Origin of the sequence: Actinomadura syzygii, assembly GCF_008085905.1 — a bacterium.
In the GTDB taxonomy this organism is placed as follows: Bacteria; Actinomycetota; Actinomycetes; order Streptosporangiales; family Streptosporangiaceae; genus Spirillospora; species Spirillospora syzygii.
Window position 1 is genome coordinate 278020 of record NZ_VSFF01000012.1, and the last position, 20727, is coordinate 298746.

A 20727-nucleotide genomic window follows, 5' to 3' on the forward strand; every position below is an offset into this window, starting at 1 on the left:
CCACAATCGCGGCATCGCTTCCGGGGGGCGGTCGCGCTGCGTCACCGTTGACTCGTCAGCACATGGACTGCACGAGTCCCACGGAGGACGCTCATGAACGAGGCGCACGTCACCATCACCGGCTGGGTCGCGGCCGAGCCCCGCTACGCCGTCACCGCCAACGGGACGCCGTTCCTGTCGCTGAGGGTCGGCTGCACGCCGCGCCGCTTCGACCGCCAGACCGGCCAGTGGCAGGACGACGACGCCCTGTTCCTGACCGTCAACTGCTGGCGGGGCCTCGCCGACAACGTCAACGGGTCCGACTTCCAGCGGGGCACGCCCGTCCTGGTCACCGGCCGCCTGCGGATCCGCCAGTACGAGCGCGACGACCAGTGGCGCTTCTCCGCCGAGGTCGAGGCCCTCACCCTCGGCCCCGACCTGACCCGCGGCACCGCCGACTTCCGCGCCGCCCAGCGCAACGGCCCCCTGACCGAGGAGGACCGCCGCCTCGCCCGCGAGACCGCCGACGAATGGGCCCTGACCCCGACCGAAGAACCCCAACCCCAAGCGGCCTAACTCACCCGCTGACCGGCGGCGGACGGTCTTGGCGATGGCGGGCTCAGTGGTCGATGTCTGGTCGGGCGCCGTCGTCGGCGACCGAGGAGGGCGACGTCCCTGAGTAGGCGGCGCGGCGGCCTTCGGGCGGGCGGCGCGGTGCCCTTCGGGCGGGCGGCGCGGCGGCCTTTGGGCAGGCGGGGGCGGTGCCCGGCGCTGGGGAGTGGGCAGGGCGTGGGGTGGGCCGGTGTGGGCCCTGAGGGGGGAAGTGGGGGGAGGTGATTCTCCGGGGAGCGGGGGCGGGGCCGGCGGTGGTTCGGTCGTCGGTCTTCGCCCCCGCACCGTCGGGGTTCTGCGGCCTGGTCAGATCCAGGAAACGCCGCGCATGGTGTATCCCCCTCAGGATGTGCCGGGGACCGCGACTCCGCGGTCCCTGATGCGGGGCGACCTCGGCTGTCGCCCGCATGTGCGTTCCCGAACGTACCTGTTTCACGCCCCTTCCGCACACGTTGCAACTATCGTGTTACACAACGTGATGCGCGTAAGGGGGAAGGATGACGGCAGTGCAGTCGTCCGCCGAGGACCGTGGTGGGGAGCTGGCCCGAAGGCCGAGGCGCCGGGCGCTTCTGGGGCGTCCGCCCCTGCTCCTGGTCTACGTTCCGGTGGTCGTCGCCGTCCATCTGGGGCTGATCGCCGCGGGGCTGGTCGAGACGCCGTTCAGGATGGGCGACGTCACGACGTTCGCGGCCCTCCTCGCGTGCAGCGCGGTGTGCATCGAGGCGTCCCGGCGGCTCGGCATGCCGGCGGGGGTCGCGCGCGACCTGCTGTCGGCGTGGTGGCTGCCGGTGGCGCTGCTGCTCCCGCCGGTGTACTCGCTGCTGCTGCCGGTGCCGCTCCAGGCGCTGCTGCAGTTCCGGGTGCGGCGGACGCTGATCTACCGGCGGGTGCTGGTCGCGGCGGCGTACGGGATCGCGGGGGCGGGCGCGTCCGGCGTGTTCCACCTGGTGGTGCCGGAGCCGTTAGAGGGGGCGCGCGACTGGGTCGTCGACGGGTATCCGGGCATCCCGGCGGCGGTGGGGTGCGCCGCGCTGTTCACCGTGGTGAACACGGCGATCGTCGCGATCGCCGCGCACGCGGCCAACCCGGAGAGCCGCTGGCGCGACGTCCTCTGGACGCGCGAGATCGTCCTCCTGGACGTGGTCGAGCTGTGCGTCGGCATCCTCGTCACGATCACGAGCGCGCTGTCGCTGGGCCTACTCCTCCTCGCGCTGCCCCCGGTCGTCCTGCTGCAGCGGAGCCTGATGCACCAGCAGCTCCAGGCCGCCGCCCGGACGGACGCCAAGACCGGCCTGCTCAACGCCTCGGCGTGGCAGCGCGAGGCCGACACCGAGCTGTCCCGCGCCCAGCGCACCCACGACGCCGTCGCCCTGCTGCTGATCGACATCGACCACTTCAAGCGCGTCAACGACACCCACGGCCACCTCATGGGCGACCAGGTGCTCATCGGGGTGGCGAACACGCTCTGCCACCAGCTCCGCGACTACGACGTCGTCGGGCGGTTCGGCGGCGAGGAGTTCGTGGTCCTCCTCCCCGGCGCCGACACCGTGGAGGCGTGCCGGGTGGCCGAGCGGCTCCGCGGCCGGGTACGGCGCCTCGCCGTCCCGGCGGAGGAGGGAACGGTGACGGTGACGGTGTCCGTCGGCGTCGCGCTGTTCCGCACCCACGGCGAAGACCTGCTTGAGCTGATGGCCGCCGCCGACCTGGCGCTGTACCGCGCGAAGTCGTCGGGCCGCGACCGCGTGTGCCTCCCCGCCCTCGACGGACCCCCCGCCCCCGCCGCGTAACGCGCCGCGTAACCTCCCGCACCGCGACGAAGCGGTGCCCGCGACCCTCTAGGCTTGAAATATGGCCGAGTACATCTACACGATGCAGCGTGTGCGCAAGGCACATGGCGACAAGGTCGTCCTCGACGACGTCACCCTGCACTTCCTCCCGGGTGCGAAGATCGGCGTCCTGGGACCGAACGGCACCGGTAAGTCGACGCTGCTGCGCATGATGGCCGGTCTGGAGCAGCCGTCCAACGGCGACGCGCGCCTCATGCCCGGGTACACGGTCGGCATGCTCCAGCAGGAGCCGCCGCTGAACGAGGAGAAGACCGTCCTCGGGAACGTGCAGGAGGGCGTCGCCGAGACCAAGGCGATGGTCGACCGCTTCAACGAGATCGCCGAGAAGATGGCGACGGACTACTCCGACGAGCTCATGGAGGAGATGGGCAAGCTCCAGGAGCAGCTCGACCACCGCAACGCGTGGGACCTCGACAGCCAGCTCGAACAGGCCATGGACGCGCTCCGCTGCCCGCCCGGCGACGCCGACGTGTCGAAGCTGTCGGGCGGTGAGCGCCGCCGCGTCGCGCTGTGCAAGCTCCTCCTCGAAGCCCCCGACCTGCTTCTGCTGGACGAGCCCACCAACCACCTCGACGCCGAGAGCGTCCAGTGGCTGGAGCAGTTCCTCGCCAAGTACGAGGGCACCGTCCTGGCCGTCACCCACGACCGCTACTTCCTCGACAACGTCGCGACGTGGATCCTGGAGCTCGACCGGGGCCGCTGCTACCCGTACGAGGGCAACTACTCCACGTACCTGGAGAAGAAGGCCGACCGCCTCAAGGTCGAGGGCAACAAGGACGCCAAGCGCAAGAAGCGCCTCGAGGACGAGCTGGAGTGGGTCCGGTCGAACCCGAAGGCCCGGCAGACGAAGAGCAAGGCCCGCCTGGAGCGGTACGAGGAGATGGCGGCCGAGGCCGCCAAGACCCGCAAGCTCGACTTCGAGGAGATCCAGATCCCGCCGGGCCCCCGCCTCGGCAACACGGTGATCGTCGCGGACAAGCTGACCAAGGGCTTCGAGGACCGCGTCCTCATGGACGACCTGTCCTTCAACCTCCCGCCGAACGGCATCGTCGGCGTCATCGGCCCGAACGGCGTCGGCAAGACCACGCTGTTCCGGATGATCGTCGGTGAGGAGCAGCCGGACGCGGGCCAACTGCGGCTCGGCGAGACCGTCAAGGTCTCCTACGTCGACCAGGGCCGCGGCGGCCTCGACCCCAAGAAGACGGTGTGGCAGGCCGTGTCGGACGGTCTCGACCACATCAACGTGGGCCAGGTGGAGATGCCGTCCCGCGCCTACGTCGCCGCGTTCGGGTTCAAGGGCCCCGACCAGCAGAAGCCGTCCGGCGTCCTGTCCGGCGGGGAGCGCAACCGGCTGAACCTGGCGCTCACCCTCAAGCTCGGCGGCAACGTCCTGCTGCTGGACGAGCCGACCAACGACCTCGACACCGAGACGCTGTCCAGCCTGGAGAACGCCCTTCTGGAGTTCCCCGGCTGCGCCGTGATCACCTCGCACGACCGGTGGTTCCTCGACCGCATCGCGACGCACATCCTCGCGTGGGAAGAGGGCTCGAACTGGTTCTGGTTCGAGGGCAACTTCGCCGACTACGAGAAGAACAAGATCGAGCGGCTGGGCGCCGACGCGGCCCGTCCGCACCGCGTGACGCACCGCAAGCTCACCCGCGACTGATACACCCGACCCCGCGGGCGCGCCCGGCGCGCCCGCGGCGGCGGAACCTACTGCGGGTAACATCGGGCCGGACCGGTTTCCCGTACCCCCAGGCGAGGACATGCAGCAGACCGACCTGCCCGAGGCCGAGTACCGGCACGTCTACGAGTTCAACATCCGGTTCGGCGACATCGACTCCCAGGGCCACGTGAACAACGTCAAGTTCCTCGGCTACCTGGAGGACGCGCGGCTGGAGATGTTCCACGGCGACCCGGTGCGCAAGGGCGAGAAGCCGGTCCGCGGCATGGTGGTCTCGCGGCACGAGATCGACTACCGGCTGCCGCTGCTGCCGACCGTCTACCCGATCCGCGTCGAGACGTGGGTGACCGAGGCCCGCGCCGCGTCGTTCAAGCTGGCCTACGAGGTGCGGGACGACGACAACGTCTACGCCGAGGCGACGTCCACCATGGTCGCGTTCGACCCGGAGACGAACCGGCTGCGCCGCTTCACCGCGGCGGAACGGGAGTTCGTCGGGCGCTACCTGGCGCCGGGCGCATGACCGCGCTGGCGGGGACGCCGCCTCGGCTCGACAGCGTCCGGTCGGAGGTGCGGCTCCGCGTCGTCCAGATGGCGGACGCCGAGGCGCTCGCCGCCCTCTACGCGGAGAACCGCGACTACCTGCGCCCCTGGGAGCCGGTGCGGGACGACGCGTACTTCACCGTCGACGGCCAGCGCGACAACCTCCAGCACCTGGTGGAGGCGTACGCGACGGGCGAGATGTGGCCGGGCGTGATCCTGCTGGAGGGCGAGGTCGCCGGACGGATCACGCTGAACAACGTCCTGCGCGGCCCCCTGCAGAGCTGCTTCCTCGGCTACTGGGTGGCGCGCGCGCACGCCGGACGCGGTGTCGCGACCGAGGCCGTGCGCCTCGCCCTGGACGTCGCCTTCGCCGACCTGCGGCTGCACCGCGTCGAGGCGTTCACGAGGGTCGACAACCACGCCTCGCAGCGCGTCCTGGAACGGAACGGCTTCACCGTCGTGGGGACGGCCCGCCGCCACATCCACCTGGACGGCCGCTGGCACGACGAGCGCTTCTTCGAGCGCCTGGCCCCCTGGGACGACGGCATCACCCCGACCCCGCCCGCCTGACCCGATCCATCGGTGTGACGCCGTGCGCGCCCCGCGTTCACCCATGCCCGCGTGCGAGCCCGCCCCGTTCGGCCGCCCCGCGACTGGCCGCGCTCCGCGTTCGGTCGGGCGCGGGGTGCCGTGGGCGGGCGGGGGCGTGACAACTGAGCAGTCACGGATAGGTAACAAGCGCAACAGCAATCCGTTTTCGGCACCCTTCTCCCTCTAAGGTCGCGACGCGAATGTGGAGAACCCACGCGAAAGGGGCACTAATGCGGCGCGTCTCACGAGGAGCGATGGCACTGCTGCTCGCCGCGGGAATGACCGGGGCGGGCGTCACGGCGGCGCAGGCGGGCACCACGCATGCGGGCGCGGCCCAGCGGGGAACGGTTCAGGCCGTCGACATCCTTGACCAGCTCAGGGCGATTCCCGGAATGCAGGTGACCGAGAAGACGTCGGCGCTGCCGGGTTACCGCTGGTTCTGGCTCGAATACCGGCAGCCGGTGGATCACCGGAAGCCGCGCGGGCCGTGGTTCGAGCAGCGCATCATGCTTCAGCACAAGGCGTCCGACCGGCCGATGGTGCTCTACACCAGCGGTTACAACACGCCGGAGACGATGTTCACGGCCGAGCCGACGGCGCTCGTCGGCGGCAACCAGATCTCCGTGGAGTACCGGTACTTCACGCCGTCCCGTCCCGAGCCCGCGGACTGGTCGAAGGACGACATCTGGCAGGCCGCGACCGACGAGCACCGCCTCATCGGCGCGCTGAAGACGATTTACAAGGGCAAATGGATTTCGACGGGCGCCAGCAAGGGCGGCATGACGGCCGTCTACCACAAGCGCTTCTACCCGCGTGACGTGGACGGCAGCGTCGTGTACGTGGCCCCTAACGACGTGAACAACAACGACGACCACGCCTACGACGACTTCTTCAAGAAGGTCGGCACCGACCCGGAATGCCGCGCCCATGTGAAGGGGCTCGCCCGCGAGTTCCTGAAGCGCCGCCCGGCCATGCTCAAGCGCTTCAAGGCCGCGGCCGACGAGGGCGGCTGGACGTTCAACATCCTGCGCACGCAGGACCGCGCCTTCGAGAACTCGGTAATGGACTACGAGTGGGCGTTCTGGCAGTACAGCCTGCAGTCCGACTGCGCGTCGCTGCCCGCGGTGAACGCGTCCGACGACGACATCTACCAGACGCTCGACACCATTTCCGGGCTGTCGTTCTACAGCGACCAGGGCCTTGAGCCCTACATTCCGTACTACTACCAGGCGGGCACGCAGCTCGGCTGGCCCACGCCGCAGTTCAAGAGCCTGCGCCCGCTGCTGCGGTACGAGAGCAGCTACCAGCCGCGCACCTACGTCCCGCGTGACGTCCCGATGCGGTTCGACCGCGGAAAGGCGATGCGCGACATCGACCGCTGGGTGCGCGGAAACGCCAACCACATGCTGTTCCTCTACGGCTCGAACGACCCGTGGGGCTCCGAGCCGTTCCGCCTCGGGCACGGCAGCCGCGACTCGGCCGTCTACGTCGCGCCGGGCATGAACCACAGCGCCCGCCTGATCGACAAGCTCACCGCGGACGAGAAGGCGAAGGCGATCGCCTCCCTCAAGCGCTGGGCCGGTGTCGAGGCGGGGACGCAGTCGCTCAAGTCCGCCCCGGCGGCCGACGACCCGCTGCAGCTCCAGCGCCCGCCGCTGTAGCCCGGAAAGGCCGGTAGCGGAACTCGCGGTGTGCCCGGCCCGTGCGCCGACCCCTGGCACGGGCCGGGCACACCGCGCCGTCTTCTCGGCCGTCTCGGCGGCCGGGAAGCCTGGGGACCTATCGGGCGGAGGGGGCGTTCACGAGGCTCTGGGCGGCCATCGTGAAGTAGTTCCAGAGCTGCTGCTCCAGCTGCTCGGGCAGCTTCAGCTCCTCGACGGCGACCCGCATGTGGCGCAGCCAGGCGTCCCGCTGGGCCTCGTCGATCACGAAGGGGACGTGCCGCATCCGCAGCCGCGGATGCCCGCGCCGCTGGCTGTAGGTCGACGGACCGCCCCAGTACTGGATCAGGAACAGCCGGAGCCGCTCCTCGGCGGGGCGAAGGTCTTCCTCGGGGTAGAGGGCGCGGAGGTCGGGGTCGTCCGCGACGCCCTGGTAGAAGCGGTGCACCAGCCGGTGGAAGGTCTCCTCGCCGCCGACCGCCTCATAGAAGGTCACCTGTTCAGCCATAGCGCTCCCCACCCTATGCGAGTCCCCCCGCGGGCCGCGTCCCGATCCGGATCTTGGACGGTCACGGCGCCGGGGTGGCGACCGTGACGCCCGCCTCGTCGAACGACCGCTTGACCCGTTCGCGCAGCTCGCGCGCCACGTCGCCCTGCCTGCCCGGCGCCGTCTTCAGCACGACGCGGATCACGATCGCGTCACCGGCGAGGGCCTGCACGCCCCACACCGACGGCTCCTCCAGGACGATGTCGTTCCACGGCCCGTCCGCGACCATCTCGTCGGCGGTGCTCTGCAGGATCTCCTTGACCTTCTCGGTGTCCTCGTGGATGTCGACCGGGATGTCGAGGACGGCGCGGCCCCAGTTCTGCGACTCGTTCCCGACCTTCTTGATCTCGCCGTTCGGGACGTACCAGACGACGCCGTTCACGTCCCGCATCCGCGTGACCCGCAGCGTCACCGCCTCGACCGTGCCCTTGGCGCCGCCCACGTCGATGATGTCGCCGACGCCGTACTGGTCTTCGAGCAGCATGAACAGCCCGGCGAGGAAGTCCTTGACGATGTTCTGCGCGCCGAACCCGACGGCGACCCCGATGACGCTCGCGCTCGCCAGGATGGGCGCGATGTTGAGGCCGATCGAGCCGAGGATGCTGAACGCCGCCGTCCCCATGATCACGATGGACGCGATGGAGCGCAGCACCGAGCCGAGCGTCTGCGCCCGCTGCGCGCGCCGCTTGTTGAGCAGGACGGGGTTGCCGTCGAAGACCGTCCGGGACCGCTCCCGGACCTTCTCCGCCATCGTCCCCTCGGCCATCTGCATCGTGACCTTGCTGATCATCCGGTGCGCGAGGTTGCGCACGATCAGCGCGATGACGAAGGTGAGGATGATCTTGGAGAGGGTGCCCAGCGGGGCGTCCAGCCAGTCCGCGTAGAACTTCGTGAACCCGCTGTTGTGCGAGATGTTCCAGACGAGCCGGCACGCGGTGGTCGGCGTGGAGTCGCCGCAGGCTGCCTCCGGGGTGCCGTCCTGAGCCCACGGCAACGACGAAGCGACGGCGAACGACATGCGAAGAACCCTCCCCGGCCATTGTGGTGCCTGGACACCGCGCCGTGCCCCCGGCGGGTACGAGCCTGATCGTAGGGGACGTTTCCGACCGGTTCATACTCGCTTCGGGGATGGTCACGGCTGGCCGGGGAGGGTTGGACCGGCGGGCGCGCCCCTGCGGCGCCCGCGACCGCCGCGCTGTATCTTCAGCCGCGGGGCGCGGGGCGCGCCCGGTCTGCGGGGCGTTCCGGCGGCCGCCGGAACGCCGGTGCGCCGGTCAGCGCCGCAGCGGCTGCAGGACGTGCGCCAGCTTCAGGGCGGCGCCGCCGACGTCGTCCACGGCGTGCATGCGCTCGCCCCACGACCACCAGAAGTAGTGGTCCTTGGTCTCGGGGGCGGGGGCGCACGTCACGTCCTCCGCGAGGCTCGCGGCCTCCGGGTTCACCACCCGCAGGAACGCCGGGCCCGAGCGGGTCCGGACGACGCGGGCGACGAGCCCCCGCGTGTCGAGCTCGTGCTCAAGCTGTTCGAGGTAGCCGACGCGTCTGTCGCTGACCACCTTCGCACCCCCTCCGTAGGCGAGCGCCGGCCGCGTTGCGGGCGCGGGCTCCGTGAGCACCGGACGAGTGATCGACAACTGATCGACTCTGTGGAGCCGTTCGGTCACTCGCGGCGAGAATTGCAACTCTCACGGTGCCCGGTCAAGTGACCCGGCGTCCGGCGGAGAACCGGATTGCCCCACCTCAGAGGAAGTCTCCACCCCTGCGGAGGAAGATTCTCTACCCACGGTGCGCGGGACCCATCCGAGACCTCACCACTTCCGCGGAATCGCTTGGCCCGCACTGTGACGGGGGTTACGCTGCGTGCGCGAGAGATTATCTCTCGTGGCCAACCAAAATGACCGGTCGCCGTGGCCGGGACGACCGTCCTCCCCCCGGGAAGCGACGTCCCCGCCCGACGGTGGAGGAGGCCGGAGCCGATGTCGGATCCCCCCCGTAAGGAAACGGACGTGGCTCGCCGGATCCGCGCGCATGCCCTGGCCAGAGGGCGCTCCCCGGTCGAGATCGCGCAGGAGATCCACGAGGCGTGCGGGCCGCTGTTCGGCACCAGCCGGGTCAAGGCGCACCGCCTCGCCCACGGCGTCGCGCTGTCCGACATCGTCGCCCAGGTCAAGGCGCTCTACGAGGTGGACGGCAAGCCTCCGCCCCGGTTAGGCGAGACGCTCCTGTCCGCCTACGAGAGCGGCTACAAGCGCCCCGGCCCCGAGTACCTCCACTACCTGTGCGCCGTGTACCGGGTCGAGCCCGACGCGCTCGACTACCAGAGCCCCTGCATCTGCGGACGTGGCCACGCCGTCCGTCCAGGCGCGGGGAACATCCCCCAGCCCCGGGTGTCCGAGCGGCGCCCGGCCCAAGACCCCGACGCGCTCGTCGGGGCGATCGTCCCCAGGTCCGGAGAGCGGCCCTGGGCGACGGTGACGGATCTAAGGGGCCCCGACCGCGCAGACGGCCCCTTGAACATTGATGTGGGAGAGGAGGACATCGTGCTTCGTAGGACCCTTCTGCAACTTCTGGCCGGAGCGGGCGTGGCGCTCGACGGTCAGTTCCTCGGCGCGGTCGACAACCTGCGCCGCAAGATGGACGACACCCTCGTCGGCGCGACCGTCTCGCCGACCATGCTCGACCAGTGGGAGGAGACCACGTACGGCTACGGACAGCAGTACCAGGCCACCCCTTCCCTGCGCATGCTCTGCGACGTCCTGCTGGACTTCAGCGAGGTGCGGCGGATGTGCGACAAACGGCAGCCGGTCGAGCTCCAGGAGCGGCTCTGCCGGATCGCCGCGCAACTGTCCGGGCTGTCCGGGCTGATCATGATCAACCTCGGCGACCACCGGCTGGCCCGCTCGTTCTTCCGCACCGCGCGCACCGCCGCCGACGAGACCGGCGACCGGCAGCTGCGCGCCTGGGTGACCGTCCGGGAGTCGCTCGTCCCCATGTACTACGGCGACCCGCGCGAGGCGCTGCACCTCGCCCGCAAGGCGCAGGACCTCGCCGGCCGGACGCCCGGCGTCGCCGCCGCCATGGCCCCCGCCGTGGAGGCCCGCGCGCTCGGCATGCTCGCGCTGCGCGGCCGCGGCGACGCCGCGCCGAGCGCCCGGCGCGCCCTCGTCCGCGGCCGGTCGGTCTTCGACCAACTCTCCAAGACCGACACCGGCGACCTCGTGTTCGGGTTCACCGACCGGCAGATGGCGTTCTACGAAGGCGACACCTTCACCAGCCTCGGCGACCACAAGCACGGCGACGAGGCGCTCAGCCACGCCCTCACCCTCTACTCGCCCACCGACCGCGTCGACCTCACCCTCGTCCGCCTCGACCGGGCCATGTGCAAACTCCACGGCGGCAACCCCGACGCCGCGCTCGCCGCCGGGCAGGAGGCCATCCACGACCTGCCGCCCGACCACCGGTCCGACATCCTCGTGCACCGCGCCCGCCAGATCGGCGCCGCGGTCTCCGCGAAACACGGCGAGATCCCCGGGCTGAAGGACTTCTACGAGGCGCTCGCCGGGCCCTTCGTGCAGAGTCCCACCCAGGGCCGCCCGTCCGTCCCGCCGTCCGAGCAGGTCTGAGGCGGCATGGCCACGCCCGACAACGCATCCTGGCCGAGCCATCCCGCGCGCACCCTCGTCCGGCTGACGGACGAGCCGCCCGAATGGCGCTTCGGAGAACTCCGGCTGCGCCGCTACCACGCCGCCGACCACGGCACCGTCCTCGCCCTGCACCGCGAGGGCCTCGCCCAGGTCGGCCTGCGGCCCGGCGACGGCGTCTACTACGACCACGACTTCTTCCGGATGGACGACATCTACCTCCGCAACGACGGCGAATTCCTCGTCGGCGAACTCGACGGCGGCATCGTCGCGATGGGCGGCCTGCGCCGGGCCGACCTCGTCCCCGGCGGCCGCGCCCGCGCCTACGGCGGCTACGCCCCCGGCACCCCCGCGCTCGACGCCGCCGAAATGGTCCGCCTCCGCGTCCTGCCCGCCCTCCAACGCCGCGGCTACGGAGCCGCGCTCGTCCAAGCCCTGGAAGAACGCGCCGTCGAACACGGCTACCGCATCCTGCGCGCCGACACGACGGAACTCCAGGAGCCCGCCCTCGCCCTCTACCGCAAATTCGGCTGGACGGAGACCCGCCGCGAGACCATCGGGGGAATCGTCAACATCTACATCGAGAAACAACTCCGGTGAACACCTGAGCCGCGGGGTCGTCACGCCGGTGGCGCGGCCCGACGGGGCGGCCCCGCTTGTTTATTGCGTTTCTCTCCTCCTTCGGGCCTTGGAGGCACTCAGTCAAGGAGTCCCGTCACGGAGTCGGACGGAGTATGACGGGTGCCTGTTGGCCTGGCCGTGCGCCGTTCGGGCGTCGTAGTGGCGTCTGAGGCGGTCAGGCTGGAACTTCCGGGGTTGGCTCCCGGTGTGGCTCCCGGCTCCCGTGTCGGCGCTCTGAGCACCGTGCCCCCGGCGTCCTCGTCCACGTCACCGTCCGTGTCCCTGTCCGCGTCCCCCTCGGGGGACGCGGACGGCTCGCATTCACGCTGGTCAACCCGATCGGCCGTCGGCCAACCTCGATCATCTCTCTACGTTCGCCGGGGGGCTGGCGTCGCAACCGAGCGGAGGTGCCCGATTGCCTCTCGCATTTCAGGGACGCGGTGCCACTGATTCGCGTAGGTAAGAATTTGCCTCACGTGCCCGTCCAATCGCGCTGAGGTCACGAGTGGAGCGACTGCGGATAGCCCCTCGATTTGGTCCGCCGCCGTGGAGATCTGGCCCGCCGCAAGCGATGCCAAGATCTGACGTGAACGCCAATTTGCGGAGAAGAGCGGGAGGTTCTCAAACATGCGGACGGCATCCTCAAACGCCATGTTTGCCCGCTCGTAGTTCCGCACCTTCGCGAGCGAGAGTCCAGCGTTTGCGGCGATCACAGCCTCGGTGATCGGAGATAGCCCCTCAAGCTCACGGGCGGCGTCTATCGCGGAGAGTGATTCGCTGATATTGAAACCTGATACCCTTGCACTTTGTCCAAGTGCGACTGCAAGCCTGGCGTTCAAGCGTGCCCGATGTTCAGTTGTGATCTCTTCGAGTTGCAGCCCCCGTCGGGCATAGTGTGCCGCCCTTCTTGAATCAACTGACGTGGTGAAGCAACAGAGATTCTCAAGGCTGTGTGCGACGCCCTCAACGTAGTTTGCGCGTCGTGCGAGCGTTAGTCCGACTGATCCGACCTCTTCGGCTTCCCGGGGGAGTCGCGCGTCGTGAAGTATCAGTGACGCACTCCTCGCGAGGTTGGATGCTGCCTCTTGAAGGCGCTGGTCTCGCCCCTTGATCGCGCCTTTTGCGTTCTGGACGTGACGAAGTGCTGTCGAAACAAGTGGGGTCCCGCCGAATTGGGCTTCCGACGCAGTAAGCCGATTGGCCAGTGTCTGGACGTATTCCGCGTCTCCGTACGGGCTGGCGGTAGGGGTTGGAATCAGGGTCACCGACGCGGCGGCGGCAATGAACTCGCGACGCTTCACGGGGTCCGACTCCTCATTTTGAGGGGTTATGCGTATTTTCCAGCCTACACGGGCGAGCAATGCGGCAGCGTGGTTGATCTTCAGGTCTCGCTTGCCGCCGATCAGGCGCGACACCGTGGGCTGATCCATGTCCAGTTCCGAACCTAAGCGGTCCTGGGTCCAACCGCGCCCATCCAAGATCATTTGAAGTGCCTCGGAGATGTTGTGTGCCTCCATGACGTCAGCGTATGCGCGTACGGACATGACGCGCTAGCGCTTCGTGGACATGGTGACAGGATATGACTCACCAGAAAGCACGAAGCGGCCGCCGCAACGCGAGGAGAGGAAATGAAGACATTCACGCAACCAATGAAAGGAGTGACGCTCTGCTGCTCTCCTGAAGAAGTCTCCCGAGCGCGCCGAGCAATTCGTGTCGGGCTGATGGAACGCTTCCCTCAACACGTTGTTGAAACCATCGAGCAGTGCACAAGCGAGACAGTCACGAACGCCATTGTTCACTCCACCTCGAAGGACAACGGCGGTAAGATCCTGCTTCTCATCATCGAACTGCGGGACCGAATTCGGGTCGAGGTCATCGACGGTGGCTCCTCACACAGCACGCCGAGAATCACCGAGCCTGGCACGCCATATCCCGAACACGGGCGAGGATTGTTTCTCGTCAACGCGCTCGCAAGCGCTTGGGGCTCGTACGCAGACGAGACCGGCGGCAATGTCTGGTTCGAGGTCGAGACTTCTAAGTGAGACTCCGGCGCGGCTTCATTTCCGAGACCTAAGGCGGGAACGGCAGTCGCGCCGGTTGGGAGGAAGGTTGCGCGCGGTAGGCGAGAGCCCCCAACGCTCCCTGCCGCGCGACTCCGCGTCATCTCCAACCTCTTGAGGAGTTCTGAGTGCACATATTCCGGCGTATTCGAGAAAGGTGGCAACTCGAAGTATTGCGATGTCGATTCCCGGAATGGGACATCGTTCGGACGGATCATGATATGTGGAGCATCAATCGTTGCCAGGTTCACCGTGCTGTCCATGGCGACATCCAGACGGTTTATTCGGAACTGAAATGGTTTGACAAGCTCTTCCGGTTCGGAATCGCGCGCCACGGCCGACGTTGGCCCTAAGCGGCTGACGCAAGCAACGCAAGAGAAGGGAGCCGCGATGAAGCATTGGCATATGTGGCGATTGAAGTGCGACTCCACGAAAATGTCCACTGAGAACGCCATTGACGTCAATCTCTTCTTCGGCTGGGACCGATACTCCACCACTACGGCGGCGCACGAAGCCATGCGCGAGGACATCCTCCAGCAATACCCACAGGCGAAACAGTTCGCAACGCTCGGCAATACTCCGATAAAGTTCGGCGTCCACTACAGAATCCATCCCGACCTGTTCGTCACCTGGCAACTTGCAGAATGCTCCAGGCGGCGCTGCAAAAAGGTTCGACGCTCGGTAGAGCAACAAATGCACGCTTTTCTTGCTAAGCATCTCGGTGTTGCGCCAACCGTCACCCGGGAACAGGAGAGATCCTGACCGATACTTCTGCTGCAACGGTGCCGTCGCCGCATCCCTCGGTGCATCCGTCGGCGCACCTTTCAGGACGCGCCGACGGATGCACATACCATCAGGTCAGCCCCCATAAATGCAAGCCGTTCCTGTCGGGATCTACATTCTCGGCGGGTGTGCGAAGCCCCTGACGCAAGCGTCAGGCGCTTCCGGGTGTGTGATTGGTCAGGCGGCGCGGAACACGCTGTTGATCACGTCGGCGCTCTGGCGGTGAACCGGGCGCAACACCTTGCGGTAGTACCTCTCCAGCGTCCGGACCGTGTGACCGCAGATATCTGCGATAACCTCGCGAGGGACGCCATTGTGCGACATGACGCTGACGAACGTTGTCCGGGTTTCTCGCACGGCCCAGGTGTCCGGGTCGCTGATCCCCGCCGCGATAAGGACCCTACGGAAGTCATACCGCGCCGTCCGCTGCGTGTACTGAGTCCCGTCCGGGCGCGTGAAGACGAACGTTTCGTCGCTGACCGTTCCACGGAATGCGGCGAATTCCTTTACCTGGATTTCCCGCCACACCCTGAGTGCGGCAATGGCGATATCCGCCAACTCCAGCGACCGGACCGATTGCTTGGTCTTGGTCTTCCCTCGGTGTCGGTCGGCGCGTACGACCGATACCGTTCCAGCATCCATGTCTAGCCCGTACCATTTCAGGCCGTCCAGCTCGTCACCGCGCAGTCCGCTGGTGAGAGCGAGAACCACGTACGCGCCGAACCGCAGGCGATAAGGAACCTCCGCGCTCGCGCGCGCCAGGATCGCGCGAACCTGTTCAGGTGAGAAACTCTTACTCTCTCGACCGTCCTTCTTTCCTTGGATGTTGGCGACCATTCGAGACACGTTCCGGTCGGTGATCTCGTGAACGATCGCGCGGTCAATTGCGCTCGACAACAGGCCATGAACGTTGATGATCGATTTCGTGGACAAGTTCTCTGCGATGTCGATCAACCAGTCGGAGACCCGCGTCGGGTTCAACTCGCTGTCCACTTTGAGCGCGCCGATTCTCGCGATGTGGTTCCGATGCGCCGACCGGAGACCCTTGATGGTTTGCGGGGCGCGCCCCTGCCGCTCCAGGTCGTCAATGTAGTCCGCGACGACTTCGGTAACGGTTTTGTCCCTCGTGGCTATGCGGCCCTTTTCGAGCGATTCAGCTAATTTCGTCAGCTTGTCCTCGACGGCGGCCTTCGTTGCAGCTTTGCGCTTGGGGCGGTTGCGCTTGCCATTGGGGTGCACTCCCAAATCGAGGACGCCTGTGTACCCCTTGCCTTCCCGGTAGATGCTGCCCCTGTACCCGTTGATGAGTACGCTTGCCATTGCGTTCGCCTCTCGCCTTTACCGAGTGGTGGACGAAGGGAGGGGCAGACGTTGGCGCGTCTGGCCTTCCCGCCTCGACCTCTCATCAGTTCGAACGCATGTTCGAGCTGATGGGTTCCTGAGAGCGCGGTGATAGCGGCTCCCGCGATGGCTCCCTTGAGGTCGTTTGAACTTGTGGCCCCTGTTTGACCTGGGGAAACACAGCATCGCACTTTGGAGGCCCTCCATCGTCGAGAAACGCGGTGCGATCGCTGCATCGCTCCGGCTCGCCTTGCGGCTCGCTGCGCGATCAGGTTCTCGCTTCGCTCGAACCTGCCTTCGGACGCGATCGCGATTCTTTCGCCTGTTGCGGGGTCCTGTGGTGGCTGGGGTCGGTGCAGTAGACGGTGCGGGGGGTGCCGCTCGCTCGCTTGGGCTCGCTTTGCTTTTTGGTTTCGGCCAGGTTCTCGCTTCGCTCGCACCTGGCCTGGCCTTACTACGCTCTAGTGCGGGCGGCGGGCGCCTACAAGCTGCATGAAAGGGTAGCGGTGTTGTTTTAGGTCTTGGAATCCGCGATCTTTCAGGGCGTTTGTTACTTCTTTGTCGCCGAAGATTTTGAAGCCTGTGGTTCGGCGTAGTAGGGATCGGGCTATGCCTGGGGTCGGGATTATCGCGGGGTGGCGGGAAGTCAGGATTGTTAGGTGGCCGCCTGGTTTTAGGACGCGGGTCATGTCGTCTATTGCCGCCCAGGGGTCGTTGAACAGGTAGAGGGCGCCGAAGCAGGATACGGCGTCGAAGGTGGCGTCGCGGAAGGGCAGGTCTGTTGCGTCGCCTCGGACGTATTGGATTTTCGGGTCTGTTGTGTCTTTTGCGGCGCGGGTCAGCATTGGGTGGGATGCGTCCAGGCCAATTAGTAGACCTTCTTCTCCTACGCCTTTTGCCAGGGCTCGGGTTACGTTGCCGGGGCCGCAGGCTACGTCCAGGACTGTTGCCGGGTCTCCGGATAGAAATAGCCAGTCTCGGGCCATGGCGTGTTCGGTGGCCGTGTCGGGGCCAAGTGGCCAGCCTTTTGCCACGTTGAAGCCGATTGGGCGCCAGATTCGCTCGTAGATCTTCGGTAGGAACGTTGTTTCCATCACCGACTGGGCGAGCGACGGTGAGCGGTCGGCTTCCGGGCCCAGCAGGTCCAAGTAGCCCCGCGTGGTGTCGGGGTTGGCGGGCTCGTCGCGCAGAAGGGCGAGGACCCGGTCTATGGGAGGTGAGTTCCGCACCATGGTCATCCTGTTATTAGACCACTTGTCAACTCGTCGCCCAGGGGGAGGCCGGTCTGGGCGGCCAGGAAGGAGAGGGTGTCCGTCATCAGGTCCACCGAGCGGGTCACAGAGCGGGCCGCGTGGCCTACGTCTGACTCGTTGCGCAGGAGGATCGGGGACTCTGAGGCGGTCGCGTACTGGAGGGCGGCGCACATCTTGCGGGCGTGCAGGGGGTCTACTCGGGTGTCGCTGCCGAAGGTGGTGAACAGGACGGCCGGGTAGGCGGTGCCCGGGTGGACGTGGTGGTACGGGGAGTAGCCGATCAGCCAGCCGAATTCCTCCGGGTCGTCGGCGGTTCCGTATTCGTCGTTCCAGGTTTGGCCTAGGCCGAAGCGCTCGTAGCGGACCATGTCCAGGAGGGGCGCCGAGCAGACGACCGCGCGGTACAGGTCGGGGCGCTGAGTCAGCGCGGCGCCTACTAGGAGGCCGCCGTTCGAGCCGCCCGAGATCGCCAGTAGGGACGGGGTCGTCAGGCCGTCCTCGATCAGCTTCTCGGCGGCGGCGTGGAAGTCGTCGAACACGTTCTGCTTGCGGTCGCGCATCCCGGCGCGGTGCCAGTCCTCGCCCTCTTCCGAGCCGCCGCGCAGGTTCGCGATCGCGTAGACGCCGCCTGCCTCGACCCAGGCCAGGATGCTCGCCGAGTAGGACGGGGTGAGCGAGATGTTGAATCCGCCGTATCCGTAGAGGATGGTCGGGCGCGGGCCCGTGCGGCCGGGGAGGGACGAGACCAGCATGCGGACTTGGGTGCCGTCGGCTGACGAGTAGGTCACCTGGCGCGTCTCGATCTCTGGGACCTCGACCGTGCCTGGTGCTGACGCCCAGAGTGTCGTTTCGCGTGTTCTTGCGTCGTAGCGCATGACGGAGGAGGGCGTCACGTTGTCGGTGTAGCCGAACCATGCCTCGTGGCCGCCCTCAGGGCGCTCGACTATGCCGCCGATCGAGCCCAGGCCGGGCGTCGGGACCGTCCCGGTTCGTTCGCCGGTTTCCAGGTCGTGGACGGTGATCTCGCTGATCGCGTGGCGCGTCCAGCCCGCGAGGAGGATCGGCCTCTCCAGGTCGTCCAGGATCGCGAAGTCGGTGAGGACGGCCTCCGGGTCCTGCGGGATCAGGTCCCGCCAGGCTTCGTACGCCAGGTCGGACGGGTCGGCCACGCACAGCCGGGAGCGGGGCGCGTCGCGGTCGGTGAAGATGTACGCGCGGCCGTCGCGTCCGATGTGCACGCCGGTGCCCGCGTCCACGCCCACCTGGACGGGCCGCAGCTCCGGCGACTCCAGCGGCGACGCGGACAGGTCCGCGATCCACAGGTCGTTCCGCGGGGCCGTGCCCTGCGAGGACGAGACCGTCAGCCACCGGCCGTCCCGGCTGACGCCAACGCCGTAGTAGTTGGTCTTGTCCATCCCGGCGCCGAAGATCAGGACGTCGTCGGTGTCGGGTTCCGTGCCGACCCGGTGCAGGTAGACGCGCCGGTGGTACTGCTCCTCGCCCGCCGGGACGTCCCGCGCGGGCAGCCGCCGGACGTAGTAGTACGCCTCCCCGCCCGGCAGCCACGCCACCGACGAGTACCGGGAGCGGTCGATCGGGCCCTCCACCCGCTCGCCGGACGCGATGTCCATGACGTAGAGCAGCGACTCCTCGTCCCCGCCGGTCGACAACTTGTAGGCGAGGCGGCGCCCCTCCTTGTCGGGCTGCCAGCCGTCCAGTGTCGTCGTGCCCTCCGGGTCGAGGGCCGTGGGGTCGACGAGGACCCGCTCGGAGCCGTCCGGGTCGACCGTGTACAGCACCGGATGCTCCTGGTCGGCGGTGCGGCGGGTGAAGAACCGCCGCCCGCCCCGCCACACCGGCGCGCCGACGCTGCCCGCGCCGAGCAGCTCGGTGAGCCGCCGCCGCAGCCCCGCCCGGCCCGGCAGGGCGTCCGCGACCTTGTGGAACAGCCGGTCCTGGGCGGCGAGCCACTCCCTGGTCTCCGGGCTGCCCGCGTCCTCCAGCGCCCGGTACGGGTCGGCGACCCGGTGTCCGTGGATCTCCTCGACGATGTCCGCGCGGTGCGCGGGCGGAAACGGCGTCATGGATACACCGTATTGGGCCTTCCGGGCAGCCCGTCCCGCGCTTTCCAACGCGCCGCGAACCGGGGTTTGCGTTCGATCAGGCCCCCGAAGGGGGACTATTGGGGTAGCGGACGGCCTCCCTCAGACGCCACACTGATTTTGGTCGGTTCGCCCCGGGGAGGTCCTCATGGCGAGTGCGCAGGTACCGGAATCGATAATCGGGCCTCGGTGCGAGGCGCGCTCCGACGCGCCCGCCGAGGCGGAGGAACAGCAGGACAGCCCGGCGGAGGGCGTCTGAGATGAGACAGGTCCTCCTCCTGAACGCGACGTACGAACCACTCACCACGCTCCCGCTCCGGCGGGCGGTCTGCCTCGTGCTTCGGGAGAAGGCCGAGATCGTCCACCACGACACCTCGGGCGCCGTGCTGCATTCGGCGACGATGGCCGTCGACGTCCCGTCCGTCATCCGGCTCCGCCGCTACGTCCGCATCCCCTTCCGGACCCGCGTCCCCCTCACCCGCGCCGCGCTGATGCGCCGCGACAACTTCCGCTGCGTCTACTGCGGGCTCCGCGCCGAGACCATCGACCACGTCCACCCGCGCAGCCGCGGCGGCAAGCACACCTGGGAGAACTGCGTCGCGTCCTGCATGACCTGCAACCACCGCAAGGCCGACCGCCTCCTGTCCGAGATCGGCTGGACGCTGACCATCACCCCCGCCGTCCCCAGAGGCGCCCACTGGCGCCTGATCGGCCTGATCAACGACGGCGACCCCCAATGGGCCGCCTACGTAACGGAGCCTGCGGCTTGATCTCCAGGGGGACGACCCCCTGGGCAAGCAGGCCCGTATCCTTGGGGGGTGCCTCGTTATGACTATCGTTGCCGTGCCTGCGGGTCGACCTTTGAGGTGTCCCGGCCGATGATCAATGCGTCCGATCCGGCGCCGTGCCCGGAGGGGCATGACGACACGGTCAAGTTGCTGTCCACGGTCGCCGTCACCGGTGCGTCCGCGCCGCCTCGTCCGGCGGGCGGGGGCGGCGGCGGGTGCTGCGGCGGAGGGTGCTGCTCCTAGCCCTCCTGGGCTGTGCGCAGGGCCGTGGCCGTCTTCGTGGCGTCGTAGTTCTCCGGGACGCCGTCCAACAGGACGAGCGTGCCCTCCATGTGGTCCGTTCGCATGCGCAGGATCTCGCGGTAGGCGTCCGAGGCGTACCAGGCGCGGGCCGTGGCCATGTCGGGGAACTCGACCAGGACGTAGCCGCCCTCCAGTGTTCCCTCCAGCACCTCCGCGTCGCTGGCGTGGACGAGGAATCGTCCGCCGAACGGCTCCATGGTGGCCTGGATGCGCTCCATGTACACGAAGACGTCCTCGTGCAGCGGCGGGCGGGGACGCAGGTGGGCGAGTGCGTACGCGGTCATCGCGGTCTCCTTCCGAGCGGCGGGGCCGGGCTTCCCCGGCCCCTGCCACTCTGGCCCCTGACGGGGAACGGAGGCCATTACCTCCGACGT

The 20727-nt window shown here is 68.1% G+C and carries 20 protein-coding genes; 12 read left to right on the top strand and 8 right to left on the bottom strand.

Going from position 1 to position 20727, the window contains the following annotated elements:
* Positions 1-93: 93 nt before the first annotated feature.
* From FXF65_RS31270 to FXF65_RS31295, 6 genes are all read left to right on the top strand, one after another.
* A complete protein-coding gene (locus FXF65_RS31270) occupies positions 94-555 on the top strand; it encodes a single-stranded DNA-binding protein (protein WP_148353641.1) in 462 nt (153 codons plus the stop codon).
* 533 nt (positions 556-1088) lie between these two features.
* A complete protein-coding gene (locus FXF65_RS31275; RefSeq protein WP_148353642.1) occupies positions 1089-2378 on the top strand; it encodes a GGDEF domain-containing protein in 1290 nt (429 codons plus the stop codon).
* Positions 2379-2439: 61 nt separating this feature from the next.
* Positions 2440-4104 carry an energy-dependent translational throttle protein EttA gene (ettA, locus tag FXF65_RS31280; RefSeq protein WP_148353643.1) on the top strand — a complete coding sequence of 555 codons (1665 nt, stop codon included), beginning with the start codon at positions 2440-2442 and terminating at the stop codon, positions 4102-4104.
* Between the two features lie 100 nt (positions 4105-4204).
* Positions 4205-4642, top strand: coding sequence for an acyl-CoA thioesterase (locus FXF65_RS31285; RefSeq protein WP_148353644.1), 438 nt, complete (start codon positions 4205-4207; stop codon positions 4640-4642).
* Entirely contained in the window at positions 4639-5232 is a 594-nt protein-coding gene (locus FXF65_RS31290; RefSeq protein ID WP_148353645.1) for a GNAT family N-acetyltransferase, read from the top strand. Before FXF65_RS31285 ends, FXF65_RS31290 begins: the two co-directional genes overlap by 4 nt.
* Positions 5233-5507: 275 nt before the next feature.
* Positions 5508-6914, top strand: a complete 1407-nt coding sequence (locus FXF65_RS31295) for a S28 family serine protease (protein ID WP_222868814.1) — start codon at positions 5508-5510, stop codon at positions 6912-6914.
* 118 nt (positions 6915-7032) lie between these two features.
* Here FXF65_RS31295 and FXF65_RS31300 read toward each other — a convergent pair whose 3' ends face one another.
* The 3 genes from FXF65_RS31300 to FXF65_RS31310 form a co-directional block, all read right to left on the bottom strand.
* Positions 7033-7422 carry a globin gene (locus tag FXF65_RS31300; protein WP_148353647.1) on the bottom strand — a complete coding sequence of 130 codons (390 nt, stop codon included), beginning with the start codon at positions 7420-7422 and terminating at the stop codon, positions 7033-7035.
* Positions 7423-7483: 61 nt separating this feature from the next.
* Complete coding sequence (locus FXF65_RS31305; protein ID WP_148353648.1) at positions 7484-8479, bottom strand: mechanosensitive ion channel family protein; 996 nt, start codon at positions 8477-8479, stop codon at positions 7484-7486.
* Between the two features lie 256 nt (positions 8480-8735).
* Positions 8736-9017 (bottom strand): hypothetical protein, encoded by a 282-nt coding sequence (locus tag FXF65_RS31310; RefSeq protein ID WP_148353649.1) that lies wholly within the window; start codon positions 9015-9017, stop codon positions 8736-8738.
* Positions 9018-9437: 420 nt separating this feature from the next.
* Between FXF65_RS31310 and FXF65_RS31315 the strand changes: the two genes are divergently transcribed.
* Both FXF65_RS31315 and FXF65_RS31320 read left to right on the top strand, forming a co-directional pair.
* The gene (locus FXF65_RS31315; protein ID WP_378231044.1) at positions 9438-11084 is read left to right on the top strand and encodes an NsdA family TPR-like regulatory protein; all 1647 of its coding nucleotides are present in this window, start codon (positions 9438-9440) and stop codon (positions 11082-11084) included.
* Positions 11085-11090: 6 nt separating this feature from the next.
* On the top strand, positions 11091-11702 hold the full coding sequence (locus tag FXF65_RS31320) for a GNAT family N-acetyltransferase (protein WP_148353650.1): 612 nt from the start codon (positions 11091-11093) through the stop codon (positions 11700-11702).
* A gap of 389 nt (positions 11703-12091) precedes the next feature.
* On the opposite strand, the gene FXF65_RS31325 is transcribed toward FXF65_RS31320, so the two are convergent.
* On the bottom strand, positions 12092-13240 hold the full coding sequence (locus FXF65_RS31325) for a hypothetical protein (protein WP_148353651.1): 1149 nt from the start codon (positions 13238-13240) through the stop codon (positions 12092-12094).
* Between the two features lie 111 nt (positions 13241-13351).
* Here FXF65_RS31325 and FXF65_RS31330 point away from each other — a divergent pair, with 111 nt between their 5' ends.
* Complete coding sequence (locus tag FXF65_RS31330; RefSeq protein WP_148353652.1) at positions 13352-13765, top strand: ATP-binding protein; 414 nt, start codon at positions 13352-13354, stop codon at positions 13763-13765.
* Positions 13766-14173: 408 nt separating this feature from the next.
* Complete coding sequence (locus FXF65_RS31335; RefSeq protein ID WP_148353653.1) at positions 14174-14545, top strand: hypothetical protein; 372 nt, start codon at positions 14174-14176, stop codon at positions 14543-14545.
* A 198-nt stretch (positions 14546-14743) separates the two neighbouring features.
* Here the strand turns inward: FXF65_RS31335 and FXF65_RS31340 are convergent, their stop codons facing one another.
* From FXF65_RS31340 to FXF65_RS31350, 3 genes are all read right to left on the bottom strand, one after another.
* Positions 14744-15886 (bottom strand): site-specific integrase, encoded by a 1143-nt coding sequence (locus FXF65_RS31340; protein WP_148353654.1) that lies wholly within the window; start codon positions 15884-15886, stop codon positions 14744-14746.
* A 482-nt stretch (positions 15887-16368) separates the two neighbouring features.
* Complete coding sequence (locus tag FXF65_RS31345; protein ID WP_246199251.1) at positions 16369-17145, bottom strand: methyltransferase domain-containing protein; 777 nt, start codon at positions 17143-17145, stop codon at positions 16369-16371.
* Positions 17142-19244 carry a prolyl oligopeptidase family serine peptidase gene (locus tag FXF65_RS31350; RefSeq protein WP_148353655.1) on the bottom strand — a complete coding sequence of 701 codons (2103 nt, stop codon included), beginning with the start codon at positions 19242-19244 and terminating at the stop codon, positions 17142-17144. The genes FXF65_RS31345 and FXF65_RS31350 overlap by 4 nt, the downstream gene beginning before the upstream one ends.
* A gap of 278 nt (positions 19245-19522) precedes the next feature.
* Here FXF65_RS31350 and FXF65_RS31355 point away from each other — a divergent pair, with 278 nt between their 5' ends.
* Both FXF65_RS31355 and FXF65_RS31360 read left to right on the top strand, forming a co-directional pair.
* Positions 19523-20032 carry an HNH endonuclease gene (locus tag FXF65_RS31355; protein ID WP_148353656.1) on the top strand — a complete coding sequence of 170 codons (510 nt, stop codon included), beginning with the start codon at positions 19523-19525 and terminating at the stop codon, positions 20030-20032.
* A 48-nt stretch (positions 20033-20080) separates the two neighbouring features.
* A complete protein-coding gene (locus FXF65_RS31360) occupies positions 20081-20293 on the top strand; it encodes an FmdB family zinc ribbon protein (RefSeq protein ID WP_148353657.1) in 213 nt (70 codons plus the stop codon).
* On the opposite strand, the gene FXF65_RS31365 is transcribed toward FXF65_RS31360, so the two are convergent.
* A complete protein-coding gene (locus tag FXF65_RS31365) occupies positions 20290-20637 on the bottom strand; it encodes a DUF1330 domain-containing protein (RefSeq protein WP_148353658.1) in 348 nt (115 codons plus the stop codon). The genes FXF65_RS31360 and FXF65_RS31365 overlap by 4 nt on opposite strands.
* Positions 20638-20727 lie beyond the last annotated feature (90 nt).

Excerpts from the sequence above, each read along its gene's own strand:
- FXF65_RS31285 (WP_148353644.1), top strand. The coding sequence starts at position 4,205 with ATGCAGCAGACCGACCTGCCCGAGGCCGAGTACCGGCACGTCTACGAG.
- FXF65_RS31300 (WP_148353647.1), bottom strand. The coding sequence starts at position 7,422 with ATGGCTGAACAGGTGACCTTCTATGAGGCGGTCGGCGGCGAGGAGACC.
- FXF65_RS31270 (WP_148353641.1), top strand. The coding sequence starts at position 94 with ATGAACGAGGCGCACGTCACCATCACCGGCTGGGTCGCGGCCGAGCCC.
- FXF65_RS31315 (WP_378231044.1), top strand. The coding sequence starts at position 9,438 with ATGTCGGATCCCCCCCGTAAGGAAACGGACGTGGCTCGCCGGATCCGC.
- FXF65_RS31290 (WP_148353645.1), top strand. The coding sequence starts at position 4,639 with ATGACCGCGCTGGCGGGGACGCCGCCTCGGCTCGACAGCGTCCGGTCG.
- FXF65_RS31355 (WP_148353656.1), top strand. The coding sequence starts at position 19,523 with ATGAGACAGGTCCTCCTCCTGAACGCGACGTACGAACCACTCACCACG.
- FXF65_RS31325 (WP_148353651.1), bottom strand. The coding sequence starts at position 13,240 with ATGGAGGCACACAACATCTCCGAGGCACTTCAAATGATCTTGGATGGG.
- FXF65_RS31330 (WP_148353652.1), top strand. The coding sequence starts at position 13,352 with ATGAAGACATTCACGCAACCAATGAAAGGAGTGACGCTCTGCTGCTCT.
- FXF65_RS31345 (WP_246199251.1), bottom strand. The coding sequence starts at position 17,145 with ATGACCATGGTGCGGAACTCACCTCCCATAGACCGGGTCCTCGCCCTT.
- ettA (WP_148353643.1), top strand. The coding sequence starts at position 2,440 with ATGGCCGAGTACATCTACACGATGCAGCGTGTGCGCAAGGCACATGGC.
- FXF65_RS31305 (WP_148353648.1), bottom strand. The coding sequence starts at position 8,479 with ATGTCGTTCGCCGTCGCTTCGTCGTTGCCGTGGGCTCAGGACGGCACC.
- FXF65_RS31365 (WP_148353658.1), bottom strand. The coding sequence starts at position 20,637 with ATGACCGCGTACGCACTCGCCCACCTGCGTCCCCGCCCGCCGCTGCAC.
- FXF65_RS31275 (WP_148353642.1), top strand. The coding sequence starts at position 1,089 with ATGACGGCAGTGCAGTCGTCCGCCGAGGACCGTGGTGGGGAGCTGGCC.
- FXF65_RS31295 (WP_222868814.1), top strand. The coding sequence starts at position 5,508 with ATGGCACTGCTGCTCGCCGCGGGAATGACCGGGGCGGGCGTCACGGCG.
- FXF65_RS31335 (WP_148353653.1), top strand. The coding sequence starts at position 14,174 with ATGAAGCATTGGCATATGTGGCGATTGAAGTGCGACTCCACGAAAATG.
- FXF65_RS31340 (WP_148353654.1), bottom strand. The coding sequence starts at position 15,886 with ATGGCAAGCGTACTCATCAACGGGTACAGGGGCAGCATCTACCGGGAA.
- FXF65_RS31320 (WP_148353650.1), top strand. The coding sequence starts at position 11,091 with ATGGCCACGCCCGACAACGCATCCTGGCCGAGCCATCCCGCGCGCACC.
- FXF65_RS31350 (WP_148353655.1), bottom strand. The coding sequence starts at position 19,244 with ATGACGCCGTTTCCGCCCGCGCACCGCGCGGACATCGTCGAGGAGATC.